This window comes from Gymnodinialimonas mytili (assembly GCF_037544085.1).
Lineage (GTDB): Bacteria > Pseudomonadota > Alphaproteobacteria > Rhodobacterales > Rhodobacteraceae > Gymnodinialimonas > Gymnodinialimonas mytili.
In genome coordinates, this window is the sequence record NZ_JBBIFW010000004.1 from 161,928 (window position 1) to 178,215 (window position 16,288).

Annotated in this window: 14 protein-coding genes, 1 tRNA gene and 1 pseudogene; 6 read left to right on the forward strand and 10 right to left on the reverse strand. The window is 61.8% G+C overall.

The annotated features are described in order from the left end of the window. Positions 1-363 precede the first annotated feature (363 nt). From V8J82_RS17220 to V8J82_RS17240, 5 genes and pseudogenes are all read left to right on the forward strand, one after another. Positions 364-1,398 (forward strand): HEPN domain-containing protein, encoded by a 1,035-nt coding sequence (locus tag V8J82_RS17220; RefSeq protein WP_339976990.1) that lies wholly within the window; start codon positions 364-366, stop codon positions 1,396-1,398. An 89-nt stretch (positions 1,399-1,487) separates the two neighbouring features. Continuing rightward, complete coding sequence (locus tag V8J82_RS17225) at positions 1,488-1,730, forward strand: hypothetical protein (protein ID WP_339976992.1); 243 nt, start codon at positions 1,488-1,490, stop codon at positions 1,728-1,730. Positions 1,731-1,777: 47 nt separating this feature from the next. After that, on the forward strand, positions 1,778-2,137 hold the full coding sequence (locus V8J82_RS17230) for a type II toxin-antitoxin system RelE/ParE family toxin (protein WP_339976994.1): 360 nt from the start codon (positions 1,778-1,780) through the stop codon (positions 2,135-2,137). Then, entirely contained in the window at positions 2,134-2,436 is a 303-nt protein-coding gene (locus V8J82_RS17235) for a helix-turn-helix domain-containing protein (RefSeq protein WP_339976996.1), read from the forward strand. Before V8J82_RS17230 ends, V8J82_RS17235 begins: the two co-directional genes overlap by 4 nt. A gap of 47 nt (positions 2,437-2,483) precedes the next feature. Continuing rightward, positions 2,484-3,524 (forward strand): annotated as a pseudogene (locus V8J82_RS17240) (recombinase family protein); the annotation flags it as partial. 525 nt (positions 3,525-4,049) lie between these two features. Here V8J82_RS17240 and V8J82_RS17245 read toward each other — a convergent pair. Next, positions 4,050-4,139, reverse strand: a tRNA-Ser gene (locus V8J82_RS17245). Positions 4,140-4,257: 118 nt separating this feature from the next. Here V8J82_RS17245 and V8J82_RS17250 point away from each other — a divergent pair. After that, positions 4,258-4,623 carry a hypothetical protein gene (locus tag V8J82_RS17250; protein ID WP_339976998.1) on the forward strand — a complete coding sequence of 122 codons (366 nt, stop codon included), beginning with the start codon at positions 4,258-4,260 and terminating at the stop codon, positions 4,621-4,623. Here the strand turns inward: V8J82_RS17250 and V8J82_RS17255 are convergent. From V8J82_RS17255 to alaS, 9 genes are all read right to left on the reverse strand, one after another. Then, entirely contained in the window at positions 4,620-5,339 is a 720-nt protein-coding gene (locus V8J82_RS17255; protein ID WP_339977000.1) for an alanyl-tRNA editing protein, read from the reverse strand. The genes V8J82_RS17250 and V8J82_RS17255 overlap by 4 nt on opposite strands. A 5-nt stretch (positions 5,340-5,344) precedes the next feature. Further along, positions 5,345-7,726, reverse strand: a complete 2,382-nt coding sequence (locus V8J82_RS17260) for a DUF3772 domain-containing protein (RefSeq protein ID WP_339977002.1) — start codon at positions 7,724-7,726, stop codon at positions 5,345-5,347. 35 nt (positions 7,727-7,761) lie between these two features. Then, positions 7,762-8,790 carry a cysteine synthase A gene (locus V8J82_RS17265; protein ID WP_339977004.1) on the reverse strand — a complete coding sequence of 343 codons (1,029 nt, stop codon included), beginning with the start codon at positions 8,788-8,790 and terminating at the stop codon, positions 7,762-7,764. A 59-nt stretch (positions 8,791-8,849) separates the two neighbouring features. Next, entirely contained in the window at positions 8,850-9,980 is a 1,131-nt protein-coding gene (locus V8J82_RS17270) for a gamma-glutamylcyclotransferase (RefSeq protein WP_339977006.1), read from the reverse strand. Next, complete coding sequence (locus tag V8J82_RS17275) at positions 9,977-10,417, reverse strand: TrgA family protein (protein ID WP_339977008.1); 441 nt, start codon at positions 10,415-10,417, stop codon at positions 9,977-9,979. Before V8J82_RS17275 ends, V8J82_RS17270 begins: the two co-directional genes overlap by 4 nt. 18 nt (positions 10,418-10,435) lie before the next feature. Further along, on the reverse strand, positions 10,436-11,680 hold the full coding sequence (locus V8J82_RS17280) for a class I SAM-dependent methyltransferase (RefSeq protein ID WP_339977010.1): 1,245 nt from the start codon (positions 11,678-11,680) through the stop codon (positions 10,436-10,438). Positions 11,681-11,776: 96 nt separating this feature from the next. After that, complete coding sequence (locus V8J82_RS17285) at positions 11,777-13,186, reverse strand: cryptochrome/photolyase family protein (RefSeq protein ID WP_339977012.1); 1,410 nt, start codon at positions 13,184-13,186, stop codon at positions 11,777-11,779. A gap of 57 nt (positions 13,187-13,243) precedes the next feature. Then, entirely contained in the window at positions 13,244-13,534 is a 291-nt protein-coding gene (locus tag V8J82_RS17290; RefSeq protein ID WP_339977014.1) for a DUF1330 domain-containing protein, read from the reverse strand. A 3-nt stretch (positions 13,535-13,537) separates the two neighbouring features. Next, a complete protein-coding gene (alaS, locus tag V8J82_RS17295; RefSeq protein WP_339977016.1) occupies positions 13,538-16,222 on the reverse strand; it encodes an alanine--tRNA ligase in 2,685 nt (894 codons plus the stop codon). Positions 16,223-16,288 lie beyond the last annotated feature (66 nt).

Sequence of the window (16,288 nt, forward strand, 5' to 3'; positions counted from 1 at the left end):
AGCTGGAGGGCAAGATAAAAGAGCGCGGCACATTCGCTTCTATGCCGTTGTTGTTATTGGCCTTTTAGAGTGCCGTGCGAGGTGGCTTAGTGCCATGTAGGCATCTATCATTTTGATTTCGCAGCAATTTCACCGTGCCGCGTATTTTTCGCCAAGTCAGACTTTGCGGTCTCATCGGGCGCACCGCTCGCTCTGAACTCACCAAGGGGATGCGCGCCTGCACCCTCTCCACCACCGCCGCTCGCCCAGGTCTGGGCGAGGCGAGCGACGGCGGCTCCGAGGGGATGGCTTTCAAAGGCGTGCTGGGGTCAGTTCGCTAACGCGTCGCTGCAACTTTGCTAGCGGCAACCTACATAACCCACCATGACTAACGATATCGAAGACTGGCACCACATAGCGGCGATCGTTCACGAGGCCCTACCGGAAATCGACCGGCTTCTCAGCCAAGCCAACACGCCCATTTCGGCGCGAAAGCTGAAAGCGTTCGACATCATCCGCGATACGATGCTCGAAGTATCGGACTGGGAGGCTTTCCTCGTCAGCGAGGCACACGGACGGTTCCACATCATCATCGAGACGTGGTTCCGCGACCGGTACGGCGATGCTGTCGACAGCGATACTGAGGACAGCTTTGGTTCACTTGTGACAGTGCATGAAACGCCTTTCGCGATAAACGTGCCGAAGAATTTCAAAACGCCCGCCGAAGAAGACAACATAGTCTGGATCGCATTCCCGGCCTCGGTGCAGAAGGAAGAAGACCCACTTGCTTGGATCGCGGACCCTTCTGTTCTGAAGGGTCTGGCGCCTGACGAGCAGGAAGAGGTTCGAGCTGAAGCTACCGAGGTTGCAAACGCTATCCGCAGCATCGGTTACGATCTACGCTCTCTGGAATATGAACCAGACGCTGATATCTGCGATTTGGCAGGCGCGGTCGCCACCGATCTGCAAGCAAGCGCCCGGCATTTGTGTCAACGCAGCGCGGCCGGGCTTCGCGCGTCGGGTTGGGATACTTCGCAGGCGACCGAGAAAGCCTTGAAGCTGTTAATCCGCAGGAAAGGACAGACGCCGCCGTTCACCCACGATCTGCGGAAATTGGCTGATCGCGTGGAAGCACTCAGCGCAGTCACGATCAACCGAACCGAACTTGACAAGATTCCTTCGAACAACGCTGCGACTGGCATGCGCTATGGCGGCGAAATTACTCTAGCCGATGCAATGGCCGCCTATCGTGCGGCTCTGCCGATAATCCGCGATCTGCTGTTCGAAGCGAAGCCGGACACGAAAGTGAATGCCCGGGAAGCACGGTTCAAGATCCAGCGTCCGCCCTGGTTCGACTTCGACATGCAAGTCTTCAGTGATCAGATTCGCTCGGGCAAGAGCGAGGCGGCTTCCGACTGACGCCGAAGCGCGCAAGTATTTGTACGATTGATTACGATTGCGCTTAGGGCGTTGTTTCTCTGCGCTGGCTAGGTTGCCAAACTGCGCCCATGGCATCCAATTCTTCGAAGAAACAGGGCGACCTACGCCCAAGTATTGACCTCTATGACTACGCGAAGCTGCCGGACCCCAAGCCGCGCGGCCGTCCGATTGCGGACGACCTGTCGGATTGGCGGGTTGTGGATGATTGGCCGGACGATGTTCCGGTCACGCCCGAAGAGGTCGATGTGTTTGAACGCTGGTTCGGAGAGTTGCTCGACGGGATGTTCGGGCCGGAGTCCGACCGCGGATAGGCAGTCGTAACGACTTGCCATAACTGCCTCATTGGAGTATTTTGATAATGGTAAAAGAAGCGCCCGTCAGCGTCATCGAGACGCCGGAATTCATCTCCGCGACGGGTCGCATGATGGACGAAGAGGAGCGTGCCTTGTTGGTGGATTATCTTGCCTATAACCCGGCAGCTGGCAACGTCATTCCTGGCACTGGCGGCGTGCGCAAGCTGCGATGGGCGCTGCCTGGTCGCGGCAAACGCGGCGGCGCGCGGGTAATCTACTTCTATCATAGCCGGGCCATGCCGCTCTTCGCGCTAACGGCCTTCGCGAAGAACCAGCGCGCCAACATCAACCAGGCCGACCGCAACGGGTTTCGCGAACTGACCGCGCACTTGAAGGAAGTCTATCTCAAGAGGAGCGTACCATGAGCGGCAAGGTAGCCGATAGCATCCGGCGCGGACTGGAAGAGGCCGTGGCCTATGCGGAGGGGACGGCGGACGAGAACCAATACGGCGTCCACATTCCCGCTGTGATCGACGTGAAAGCGATCCGTACAAAGCTCAAGATGACGCAGGAAGAATTCGCCGGGCGCTTCGGCTTCTCGATCAAGACGCTGCGTCATTGGGAGCAAGGCCAGCGCGTGCCGGAAGGACCGGCGCGCGCCTATCTTCTGGTCATCGACCGCAACCCCAAAGCGGTGCAAAAAGCCTTGAGGAAAGCGGCGTGAACGCGCCGCAGCCTGTCGTTAAGCAGCGGGCGGCGCTCTATCTGCGTGTGTCAACCGCACGGCAGGCGGAGCATGACGTTTCCATTCCGGATCAGAAGCGGCAGGGCGAGGCGTATTGCAAGGCGCGCGGATACGACCTCGTCGAAACCTATGTCGAGCCAGGGGCGTCAGCGACGAATGACAAGCGCCCAGAGTTTCAGCGCCTGATCGAAGCGGGAACGGCCAAACCCGCCGCCTTCGATATCGTGGTGGTCCATTCGTTCAGCCGCTTCTTTCGCGATCATTTCGAGCTGGAGTTCTATGTCCGCAAGCTCGCCAAGAACGGCGTGAAGCTCGTGTCGATGACGCAAGAGCTCGGCGACGACCCGATGCACGTCATGATGCGCCAGATCATGGCGCTCTTCGATGAGTATCAGTCCAAAGAGAACGCCAAGCACACGCTTCGGGCGCTCAAGGAAAACGCGCGCCAGGGCTTCTGGAACGGGTCATTGCCGCCCGTCGGATATCGCGTGGTCGATGCCGAGAAGCGCGGTGCGAAGGTCAAGAAAGTGCTGGAGATCGATCCGCTGCATGCGGAAACGATCCGGCTAATGTTCCAACTGGCGCTCAATGGCGATGGCGAAAGCGGTCGGATGGGGGTCAAGGCGATCGCCAGCTACCTCAATGAACGCAAGCTCTACACGCGGACTGGCGGACGCTGGGGTGTCGGGACGGTCCACCGCATCCTGACCCGGCGGACCTATATCGGCGAGCACGAGTGGGGAAAGAGCTACAAGGAAGGGACGCCCAAGAAACAGGCCGAAGTCATCACCGTGGCGGTGCCGCCCCTCGTGGATCGCGAGACGTTCGACGCCGTCCAGAAGCTCCTCAAAAGCCGCGCGCCGATGGTAACGCCGGGTCGGACCGTGAGTGGACCGACCTTACTGACCGGCATCGCTTTCTGCGCTGAGTGCGGCGGGGCGATGACGCTGCGGACATCGGGCAAGGGCAAGCACTATCGCTACTACACCTGTTCGACGGCTGCCCGGCAAGGGAAGTGCGGCTGTTCAGGCAGGACGATCCGGATGGACAAGCTCGATCATCTGGTTGCGGAACATCTCGAACGACGACTGCTCAACCCAAGGCGGCTGGAAGACTTGCTGTCGGCACATCTGGACCGCAGGGAGGAGCGAGACACCCGCCGCCGCGACACGGCCAATGAATTGACGAAGCGAGCAACAGAAGCCGAGCAGCGCTTGAAACGTCTGTATGACGCCATCGAAAGCGGGATTGCCGATCTCGACGATCCGTCATTACGCGAGCGGGTCGCCGAGTTGACGGCAGTGCGAGACCAAGCGCGCATCGACGCCAAGCGCGCGAAAAGCGCGATCCAGAACGCAGGCCAGCATCTATCACCGGAGCATCTTCGCCGTATGGCAATCTCTGCCCGCCAGAAGATGCGTGGAGAGGACGGCGGATTTCGGCGCGATCATTTGCGGGCTTTGGCGCAGCGAGTCGAAGTAGCAGATCGCGAAGTCCGCATCATGGGCTCGCATGACGAGCTGATCCGAGCGCTGGCCTCTTCGGATGGCGTAGGAACGGCGGCGAATAGCGTTCGCACTTATGTTCCAGGGTGGCGGAGAGACAGGGATTCGAACCCTGGAGACGGTTTCCCGCCTACACACTTTCCAGGCGTGCGCCTTCGACCACTCGGCCACCTCTCCGTGCCGACGCGAGATAGCGGGCGCGGACCGGCGTTGCAAGGTATTTTGCGATGTGGGTGCTGCCCATCTGGATCAGAAATGGCCCTGCCCCCATCTCAAGGCAAGAAAGGAGCATTCCATGACCGAAAAGGCCGACAGCGCACGCCTGATTGCCTCGCTTCTGGGGCCGGTGCTTTTGGGGGTGACAGGCACGGAATTATGGCAGCTCGATATCTGGTTGGGGGTCGACCCGTCAATCGTTTATCTCAACGGATTGATCTTCCTCGCGGCGGGTGTCGCGGTGTTGCGATTTCACCGGTACTGGCGGGCCGATTGGACGGCCCTCGTGACGCTATCGGGTTGGCTCTTGGTCGCCGCTGGCCTGTTCCGAATGGGCTGGCCCTCCGCCCCTCAAGCTGCGGACGGAACGCTTACCTATGCCGGGATCGGGTTGCTGTTCCTCTTGGGGGCGGTCCTAACCTGGAAGGGCTATCGCGGCGGCTAACCAGCCAGGGACAGCGTCACGCGCCGGTTCTGTTTGCCCTTGTTTTCGACCTTGCTCAGCACGACCTTACCAATCTCGCCGGTGCGGCGCACATGGGTGCCGCCGCAGGGTTGCAGATCGACCTCGTCCTTGCCCTCGCCGATGCGTACCAGCCGGATACGCCCTGCCCCCCGCGGCGGCTGGACCGATAGGGTTTTCACGAGGCCTGGATTGGCATCGAGATCCTCTTCGGAGATCCATTCCTCGATCACCGGCAGATCGCGGGTGATCATGGCGTTCAGCTGGCCTTCCAGGATCGCCTTATCCTCGGGCGGCTGGGGCATGTGAAAATCGAGTCGCCCCTTATCGGCGCCAATGGCGCCACCGGTGACCGGCAGAGGGATGACCACCGACAGCAGATGCAGCGCGGTATGGATGCGCATATGGCCAAAGCGGCGGTCCCAATCCAGGCGCTGTTCGACCTTGGCCCCCAGGGGCGGCATCGGCCCGGGCGCCGCGGGCAGCAGCACAATCGCCCCGTTCTCGCCCTTCACGGCGGTAGCCACCTGCATCCGGCCGCCTTCCCAATCCAACGTGCCGCTATCGCCGGGTTGCCCGCCGCCGCGCGCGTAGAAAATCGTGCGGTCCAGCACGATGCCGCCCTCCTCTGTCAGGGCGGTCACCACGCCGGTTGCGGAGGTGCGGTAGGGATCTTCAGCAAACAGGGGCTCGGTCATCGGGATCACTCGTCTGGATCGGGGCTGGACTCAATCTCGGGCTGCGGGTTCGGCTGCGTCTCGGGCCGCGCGGCGGGTTGCTGCTCGGTCTTCAGCGCCTCCGGGTTGCGCAGCCAGATATCACGCTGCGCAAACGGGATCTCGATCCCCTCCGCGGTGAAGCGTTCGGCGATCCGGTGGTGCAGCTCGGTCTTGACCGGGATCAGCTTGTTGATGTCGCGCAGGATACAACGCACGCGGAAATCGAGGCTATCGGCGCCAAAGCCCATGAAATCCACTGCCGGTTCCGGAAAGGTCGAGACATCCGGATGATCTCGGGCGATCTCCAACAGGATGTCGGAGACGCGGCGCGTGTCGCTGCCATAGGCCACGCCGACCGACACGATGGCCCGCCCGATCGTGTTGCCGCGGGTCCAGTTGGTGACGGTGCCGCTGATGAAATCGGCATTGGGCACGATGACGTCGGTCTTGTCGAAGGTCTCGATGGTGGTCGAGCGCACCGAGATATCGCGCACGATCCCCATATTGCCATTCACCTCGATCCAATCGCCTTCGGAAATCGGACGTTCGATCAACAGGATGATGCCCGAGACGAAGTTCGACACCACGTTTTGCAGACCGAACCCGATGCCGACGGACAGCGCCCCCAGAACAAAGCCGAGGGCGGTCAGATCGATCCCGGCCGAGGTAATCGCAATCACCAGTGCCAGCGCGATCCCAATATAGCCCACCCCAGACGAGACCGCGTTGCGCGCGCCGGTATCGAGCCGCGTGCGCGGCAAAACCGTGGTTTTCAACGCGCTTTGCAGGATCCGCGTCACCAAGATGCCCGCGGCGAAGACCAAAATGACGGCCAGGATCGTGGCCGGGGTGATGCGCGCATCGCCCAAGGTGAATCCTTCGAGGAACCGCGCCCAAAGCTCCCCCAACCGCTCGGGCCGGACGCCCCAGATCATCGCGATGATCGGCGCCGAGGCGAAGATCAGCGTGAAATTCACCAAGACCGGCAACAGCGCTTCGCCCGCCGCCTCGGACGTGGTGCGGAAAATCACGGCGTAGATGTCGCGGACCACCGGCTGTAGCGCCAGGATAATGCCGAGTATCACCAGCGTCATACCGGTCGGCACCATCACCGCCACGCCGGCATTCACATAGCCGATGGCGCCGAGGATCGGACCGATAAAGGCAATCACCAGCAGGGCACGTGAAATCATGAAAGCGATGCGCAGACCGACCCTCGGTGTCTCCCCCTCCGACGCCTCATCTCGGAAGCCTTTCAGCAGGCGCGCCAAACGCAGATAGGTATAGGCCAGCCCGATATGGACCGGCAGGATCAGCACGCCGCGCGCATCGCGCGGAACGATGTCCAGGTTTGCGACAACCTCGGCCATGTTGCCCAGGCCCATCAGGAAGCCGATCAGAAAGATCACCCGCCTTGCCGGATAGCGCCCCTCTTCCGGGGCGTCGAAGGCGGCGGGACGGTCGGTTGTGACAGGAAATAGCCGCCGCCCGATCCACATGGCGGCATAGATCGAGATGATCAGTTGCAGCAGCGCCTCCAGCAGGGCCAAGGCATCCTCGGTCAGCAGGCCCGAAAACTCCATCGCAACCAGGATGAAGACAAACCCGGCCACGGGCAGGATCACCTGCAAGAGTGACACGACAAAGCCCAGTGTCGCGCGCCCGCGGCGGCGGTCTCGGTCCAGCGCACGCTCGCCCCATCGGGTGATCCAGGCCCGCCCGCGCAGAACCAACAACCCACCGATCACCAGGCCCAGCACAATCGCCAGCGCGTTGTCACGCGCCGTCGCCCGCACCTCGGGGTCGCGCGCATTCTCGGCAATGCCTGCGGGGATTTGCGTCGTCATATCGGCCAGGGCCCGCAAGGCAGTGGCCCAATTGGCGGGCACCAGCGGTGAGGGTTCCAGCTCCAACAGCTTCTCAGCCTGCCGGTTGGTCAGGATTGCGTCGATCTCGGCGATCAAGCCGTTGGCGCGGTTGAATGCCTCCGTCGCGCGCAGTCCGGGCGCTTGGGCCTGTGCCAACCGCTCGGCCAAAGCGGCGCGACGATTGGCGATGCTTTCCGGTTCACTCTCACCGTCCCCGGGAGCCGGACCCAGTGCCGCGATCTGGCTTTCAATCGTGTCGATCCTGACCGCGTTTTGGGATTCTGCCGCCAGAAACCGCGCCCGCCATCCCACAAGGACAGACCGCCGCGCTTCGAACAAAGCGGTCGAGGCGCGCTCCCCTGCGATCAGCGACTCGATCGTATTGGCCTCAGCCTCCCAGGCCTCATAATCGATCGCCGTGCCCGCATCACCCTGTACGGGCGCGGGCTGCGCATAGACAGGCGATACATGCACAAACGCAATGCACGCGAACAGCATGCAAAGCGTCAGAGCCCAAAGCCGAACGTGACGCATTAGGATTCGAAGACCGTTGGGATGGCGCGACCCCCATCCTCATCCAACCAAGCCGGAACCGGCAGGCCCTTGGACCGTAGGAATTCGGGGTTGAACAGCTTGGATTGATACCGCGTGCCGTAATCACACAGGATCGTCACAATCGTATGGCCCGGCCCCATCTCACGCGCCATGCGGATCGCGCCCGCCATGTTGATGCCGGACGAGCCGCCCAGGCACAGGCCTTCATCGGCCAGCAGATCAAAGACCAGCGGCAGGGCTTCGGCATCGGGGATCTTATAGCACATATCGGGCGTGAAGCCGTCGAGATTGGCGGTGATCCGCCCCTGCCCGATCCCCTCGGTTATGCTGTCGCCGCCCGCCTGTTCACCGGTGTAAAGCTTGTAGAGCCCCGAGCCTTCGGGATCGGCCAGCGCCACTTTTACGCCTTTGGGCTGCAAGGCGGCGCCGACGCCCGCCAATGTGCCGCCCGACCCGACGGCGCAGACAAAGCCATCTACCTCATGACTGGTCTGTTCCCAAATCTCGGGGCCTGTCATCTCGATATGGGCCTGTCGATTGGCAATGTTGTCAAATTGGTTGGCCCAGATCGCTCCGTTGGGCTCGGATTGGGCCAGCCGTTCGGCCAAACGCCCGGAATACTTTACATAATTGTTCGGGTCCTTGTATGGAACCGCAGGCACCTGGATCAGCTCGGCCCCGGCGATCCGCACCATGTCCTTCTTTTCCTGGCTCTGGGTCTCGGGCATGACGATGACGGTGCGAAAGCCCATCGAGGCGCCAACCAAGGCCAGGCCGATGCCGGTATTCCCCGCCGTGCCTTCGACGATGGTGCCGCCGGGCCGCAACAGACCACGATCCACCGCATCTTTGATGATGAACAAGGCGGCGCGGTCCTTGACCGATTGGCCGGGGTTCAGAAACTCAGCCTTGCCCAGGATCTCACATCCCGTCGCCTCGGACGCGGCGCGCAGACGGATCAGAGGCGTGTTGCCGATGGCGTGGGCAAGGTCGGAATGGATCGTCATGGGCCTGGGCCTTTCGGAGATGGTCAGGGGCCTAGGGATAGGCTCGCTTTGAGCCAACTTCAACCGCTGGCGGCGGCGCGCAAGCGATCTCTGTGCAGCAGCAGGTACTGCATCGACACGATCAGGACCGCATTGGCCATATCACCCTCTTCCAGCATCCGCTTGGCCAGATCAAAGGGGATGATATGGCTTTGGATATCTTCCGCCTCATCGGGATGGCCGCCTGTGCCCGTGGCGTCTTCGGGGAGGTCGGCAATGGCGAGATAGGAAAAGAACACCTGGCCCAGCCCACCGGGCGAGGGGTAGTAGCGCGCGATGAAATGCATCTCGCCCAAGGTCAGGTTGGCCTCTTCGATGGCTTCGCGGCGGCCCGATTGTTCGGCTGTTTCGCCCGCATCGACCATCCCTGCGATGGGTTCCAGCATCCATGGCGCCGGATCCCCATGGGTCAGCGGCCCCATCCGCAATTGTTCCACCACCAGGATCGCATCGCGCACCGGATCATAGGGTAGGATCGTGACCGCATCTGCAACGGTCGTCACACCGCGGTTCACATCACCCGAGACGCTGCCGTCGAACCGGCGATGGGTGACCGTGGCATCCTCGGCGCAGAAGAACCCGTCATGGAGGTGCTTGGCGCGGTGGCTGATCACATCGGCGCGGGTCAATTGCCCCCCGACATGGCCCGGGCGGTGCCATGCGGAGGTGGTCAAGCGTGATTGCGCCCGGGAGCGGATGATGCCGAACCGCGCCCCGACCCGGCGCGGATCCTCACGGCCCAATTGGCGCATCACCTCGGCGGCGGCAGCGACCGAGATTGGCCCCCAATCACGGGCCCAATCGGCCAAGGACCAATCGGCACCGGGCTGACCACTGGCGTGGCGCGGCTTCCAGGCCTGAGCCTGTGTCACGGTGCCATCGACTAATATCTCGACCGGTGCGCGGTGATAGTCGAAACAGGCTTCGTAAAAATCCAGCCGCGCGAGCGTGTCGGCCCCGGGTCGGATCAACAGCCCCTCCGCGACGGCGCCGCGCTCGGGCACCAGCATAGGCCAGGCACGGTTCTGAACCCAGGTCGCACGATTATCCGGCAGCATGGCGGGCTGCGTTTCAAGCCTTTTGCCCGCCACCAGGTCCAGCAACGGCTTGTGGCATAGCGTCCCGAACAGGACGACTGGCGCTTGGCTCATCGCCAAGCCTTCGCGGCAAATTCTGTAGCGATGCCAGCGATTACGCCACCAACCAGCAGCGTCCCCCAAATCTCCAGGGTCAAAGATTGCAGGAAGTATTCCAGAAACAGCTCCAACGTCTCAATCGTCGCTTCCCCGGGATTGTCATAGCGCAGATTAGCCGAGCGCATGAACATCGTGCGCAAAGCGAAAAGGGCAAGCCCGAGAAAGGCGATCTGCAATGAGGTGCGAAGCCCCGTGCTGATTGCGGCGCTGAACCCAGCGCCAGCCCGCACGCCCGCCAGCATCCAGCCCTGAGTGAGCCCGATCAATGCGATCACGAGCGGGAAATAGGTTGCTGGGGTCCCCTCAGGCAGGGTTTTAAGAACCTGTAACGCCGCGAACCAGCCGACAGCGAAAAACGTAATTGCGCCGATCAGCTTTGACCCTGTAGGCATCCTTGTCCACTCCGATGGTCAGACTGGCCGCCTAACCGTTATTTGCGTTACATCGCAATTTCCGAAATGGAACGTCGCCGCGCAAGATGTCAGGTAGAAATTCCACATGCGCCGGAACCGATCGTCAAAGCCAAGGGCGGCAATCTGATCCCATTTTTCGTTGAACACCTCGTGCCAACGGCGGCAGGTTTGGCTGTAGCTTTCGCCAAATTCAACGGAATGGGCGACAGCCAGACCGGCGCGCTCCACCTCGGCGCGCAGCACTTTCGGCGCCGGAAGCATGCCGCCCGGAAAGATGTATTTCTGAATGAAATCAACGCCGTTACGGTAAACTTCCCAGCGTTTGTCCTGCACAGTGATGATCTGCAGGGTCGCCTGCTTGCCGGGCTTGAGCCGGTCACGCAGGGCGTTGAAGAAGGTTGGCCAGTATTTCTCGCCCACGGCCTCGAACATCTCGATCGAGGCGACACCGTCATATGTGCCCGTTTCGTCACGGTAATCTTGCAATTTAATCTCGACCTGGTCGCTTAGACCCGCCGCTGCGATGCGATCGACCGCGTAATCGTGCTGTTCCTGGCTGATCGTCAGCCCGGTCACCTTCAGCCCGCGTTCCTTTGCGGCATATTCCGCAAAGCCGCCCCAGCCACAGCCGATCTCTAACACATGGTCGCCGGGCATGGCCCCCATCTGATCCACCATGGATTTGTATTTCGCGATCTGCGCGGCCTCTAGGCTTTCCTGCCCCGTCTCGAACAGGGCGCTGGAATAGGTCATCGTGTCGTCCAGCCAGAGACCGTAGAACTCATTGCCCAGATCGTAATGGGCCGAGATGTTCTTTTTCGCCTGGCGTTTGGTGTTGCGCTGCAACCAGAACCGGAACCGCTCATAGGCTTGGACCAGTTTGATGCCCAGAAAGCCGTCATAGAGGTCGTCATTATCGGCATGGACCAGGTCGAGGAAGCTTTGCAGATCCGGCGTGGACCACCATTCATCCAGATACGCCTCACAGAACCCAAGATCGCCCTCGCGGATCAGGCGCGCAAAAATATCGACATTGTGGATATGCAATTCGGCCATCGGACCCGGTTTCTGCCCCTCAACCCGAAACACGCGGCCATCGGGCAGGTGAAAATCGAGGCGCCCATGATCCAAGGCATGGGATTGCTCAAACACTTGTTTGAAATAGCGCGGCAAGTTGGTTTGGCCGTCGAGATTGGTCAATATGTCAGCGCGAGCGCCGCGCAGGGGGGCGTGTTTTGTCATTGATAACCCTTTGTTCGCACATTGAGAGTGCGGGCCATATGATGCTGGGGCAAGCCCAAATGGCGAATTATGTCAGTTTTCTTGGACACATAGGTGTCAGAAGCCGCGATTTTCATAAGCCTCCAGCGCCCGTTTGCGGCCATCGGCGGCGCCGACGATTGGCGCGGACGGATAGCCCATATCGGCGCTCAACTTCCAAGACCGGGGCACGGCATCAAAGTAGCTCAGCGCGGTTTCAGGTGGTTTTGACGTGATCTCCGCCAGCCACCGCATCCGGTAGCGCCCATCCTTGTCGAACTTCTCGGCCTGGGTTTCGGGATTGAACACGCGGAAATAGGGGGTCGCATCGGGGCCGGAGCCCGCCGACCATTGCCAGCCCATCGCGTTGCTGGCCGGGTCCCAATCCACCAGGCACTCGGCGAACCAGTCCATCCCGATCTTCCAATGGCACATGAGATGCTTGGTCAGATAGCTTGCCACCAGCATCCGCGCCCGATTATGCATGCGGCCGGTCACATACATCTCGCGCATGGCGGCATCGACAATCGCCATGCCAGTGCGGCCCTGTTTCCAGGCCTTCACTTCCTTCAAACGCTCGTCGCTGTTCCAGGGAAAGGCCTCCCATTCCTCGCGCCAACTGGTGCTGGTAATGCGTGGGGTGTGATAGACGAGGTGGTAGGCAAAATCGCGCCAGACGACCTCTTTCAGGAAGGTTTCGGCGCCCGATTTGCCGTCGGCCATGGCGCGCTGTCCGGCCCACCAGCATTGCCGCGCGCTGATCTCGCCATAGGTGAGGTTTTCGCTCAGCAGAGAGGTGCCGTTCTTGGCCAGATTGTCCCGCGCATCGGCGTAATCGTCGATACCGTTGCCGATGAACGCGCCCATGCGGCCATGAGCGGCCTCTTCGCCGACATTCAGATGCGGGGCGACGATGTCTGCGCCCCGATCCATCGCATCGCCTAGGGTCCAATCAGTCAACTCGTCCGAAGCGGGCCATGTCTCGGGCGACGGAAGCTTTGGCGCGGCCAATGCCTCACCCGGATCGCGGTCGCGGACAGCTTTCCAGAATGGCGTATAAACCTTGTAGAAGGATCCGCCGCCGGTCTCGACCGTCCAGGGCTCGAATAAGACGTGACCGCTGTGGCTCTTGGCGTTGATGCCGTCTTTTTTCAAAGCGGCTTTCACCTGTTCGTCCCGCGTGCGGCTATCGGGATCGTAGAGGCGGTTCCAGTGGATCGCCGTCGCGTCAGTTTCCTCAATCAGCTTGCGCAGCGTCGGCAGCGCTTTGCCGCGCCGCAGGATCAGGCGCGATCCGGCATTTTCCAACGCCTCGGCGAAGGCCGCGACACCCAACCCGGTGCGCCAGAGCGGCGCGGCACCAAGCGTCTCCAATACCTCGTCATAGAGAAAGACCGGGATCACTGCGCCATCCGCACATGCGGCCACCAGCGCGGGATTGTCGGAGAGGCGGAAATCCCGCCGCACCCAGTAAAGCGTCGCTGCCATGTTTTGCCTTGTCTTAACCGTTTCCGGCCAAGCTAGGGCGTGACGCGCCGCGTCAAGTCATTCAGCCGCTTCAACCAGAACAAGATCGCGTTCTGAGGCGCCTTTGGCGTGGCTCAGCGCCTCTTGATAGGTGGCGCTGTCATAGCAAGCATTGGCCGCGTCGAGCGACGGGAAGAAGGCGACGACATTGCGCGGATGGGCGCGGCCTTCCTTCTGGATGGCCTTTCCGCCGCGGGCGAGGAATTTGCCGCCATGGGCCGCGATGGCCTCGGTCGCAAGGGCAGCGTATTTGGCGTAAGCCGCGTCATCGCTGACCGTTACATGGGCGATCCAATAGGCTCCGGGCATATCTCAGGCTCCTTTCAGCACGTCTTCAGCAGCCGCAATGGCGGCATCGGCTTGCGAGGGATCGGCCCCGCCACCTTGCGCGAAATCGGGTCGACCGCCGCCGCCCTTCCCGCCAAGCGCAGGCACAGCGGCACGGACGAGATCCACCGCGCTGAGGCGGTCTTTCAAATCATCCGTCACACCGGCGGCCACCGCCGCCTTACCACCCGCATCGGCGATCAGAAGGACAGCTCCTGAGCCAAGCCGGGCTTTATGTTCATCGATGATCCCGGCCAGATCTTTGCCGGTTACACCGCTCAGCGCCTGGGCGTGGAAGGCGATGCCGTTCACCGATCTGGCCTCGGGCGCACTGGCACCACCGGCCATGGCCAAGTCGCGGCGCAGCTGCGCGACCTCGTTTTCAAGCTTCTTACGCTCATCCATCAGGGCCTTGACGCGGTCTGGCACGTCGGCGGCGGGCGCTTTCAGGGCCAGGGCTGTTTCGGCCAAAAGCTGATCCTGCCCACGCAGGTAATCATGGGCCGCCTGCCCCGTCAGCGCCTCGATCCGGCGCACACCAGCAGACGACGCGCTGTCGCCAAGCGTGACAAAGGCGCCGATTTGGCCGGTGCGGCTCACATGGGTGCCGCCGCAAAGCTCAATCGACCAGGTATCGCCATTGATGCCCTTGCCGGTCTGGGCCTTGCCCATCGACACGACCCGCACCTCGTCACCGTATTTCTCGCCGAACAGAGCCTGCGCCCCGATGGCCCGGGCATCGTCGGGCGTCATGATCCGCGTCTCGACACTGGCATTCTGACGGATGAAGAAATTCACCTCGCGCTCGATCTCTTCCAGATCCTCAAGGCTGAGCGCGGCATTGTGCGAGAAGTCGAACCGCAGACGGTCCGCGGCATTCAGCGAGCCGCGCTGCGCGACGTGATCGCCCAGACGCCCGCGCAGGGCCTCATGCAGCAGATGCGTGGCGGAGTGATTGGCTCGGATCGCGGTGCGACGGCCATGGTCGACCTCAAGCCGAACCGCATCGCCGACCTCCAGCGTGCCGTTTTGCACCTTCACCAGATGAGCAAACAGGCCCCCGCCGCGCTTTTGCGTGTCAGTAATCCGCGCCTCGACACGGTCGCCCTTGTCGTCGTGGCCTGCCTCCAGGCTGCGCACAAAGCCCTGATCGCCCACCTGGCCACCGGACTCGGCGTAGAACGGCGTCTGGTTGAAGATGATCCAGGCACCGTCTTCCCCGGCGGACACGGATGTGATGGCGGACCCATCGCGGACGATGGCCAAGACCTGACCTTCGGCGATCTCGGTGTCGTAGCCCAAGAATTCGGTTGCCCCATGGGCTTCGGCCAGGTCAAACCACGCGGTCGCATCGGCGGTCTCGCCCGAGCCTGCCCAAGCGGCGCGGGCCTTGGCCTTCTGATCGGCCATTGCGGCGTCGAACCCTTCGGTATCCACGCCCCGGCCCTTTTCGCGCAGGGCGTCCTGGGTCAGGTCCAGCGGGAAGCCATAGGTGTCATAAAGCTTGAACGCCGCGCCGCCGGGCAGATCAGAGCCTTCGGGAAGGCCGGCCAGTTCATCATCCAACAGCTTCAACCCGCGATCCAGCGTCTGGCGGAAGCGTTCCTCTTCCAGCTTCAGCGTCTCGGTGATCAGCGCCTGCGCCTGGCCAAGTTCCGGGTAGGCCTGTCCCATCTGGCTGACCAAGACAGGCACCAGCCGATGCATCAGCGGATCCTTGGCACCCAGCAAATGCGCGTGGCGCATGGCGCGGCGCATGATCCGGCGCAGCACGTAGCCACGCCCGTCATTGGAAGGCATCACCCCATCGGCGATCAGAAACGAGGTCGAGCGCAGGTGATCGGCGATCACGCGATGATGCACGTTCTGCTCGCCATCCGGCTCGACACTAGTCGCATGGGCCGAGGCCTCGATCAGGGCGCGCATCGTGTCGGTGTCGTAATTGTCGTGGGAGCCTTTCAGCAGCGCGCCGATCCGCTCCAGCCCCATGCCTGTGTCAATGCTCTGGATCTCCAGCGGCACCATCGTGCCATCGGCGAATTGCTCATTCTGCATGAAAACGACGTTCCAGATCTCGATGAACCGGTCGCCGTCTTCCTCGGGTGAGCCCGGAGGCCCGCCCCAGATGTGATCGCCGTGATCATAGAAAATCTCTGTGCACGGTCCGCAAGGCCCGGTTGGCCCCATGCGCCAGAAATTGTCATCGGTCGCGATGCGGATGATCCGATCCTCCGGCACGCCGACCTTTTTCCAGATCTCAAAGGCATCTTCATCGGTGTGGTAGACGGTCGTGTAAAGCTTGTCCTTGGGGATGCCGAACCCGTCGGTAATCAATTCCCACGCAAAGGGGATCGCGTCATCTTTGAAATAGTCGCCGAAGCTGAAATTCCCCAGCATTTCAAAGAAGGTATGATGCCGCGCCGTATAGCCGACATTGTCCAGATCGTTGTGTTTCCCGCCCGCGCGAACGCATTTCTGCGCGCTGGTGGCGCGGCTGTAGTCGCGCGTCTCGATCCCGGTGAACAGGTTCTTGAACTGCACCATGCCGGAATTGACGAACATCATCGTCGGGTCATTGCGCGGGACAAGGGGGCTCGACGGCACCACCGCGTGACCCTGACGCGCGAAGTAATCAAGGAAAGTCGATCGGATATCGTTGAGGCTGGTCATGGGCGCGTCCCGGCGGCTGTGTTGCGTCAGGCGATGTACCTTTGCACGCGGGCTCTGTCCACAGGG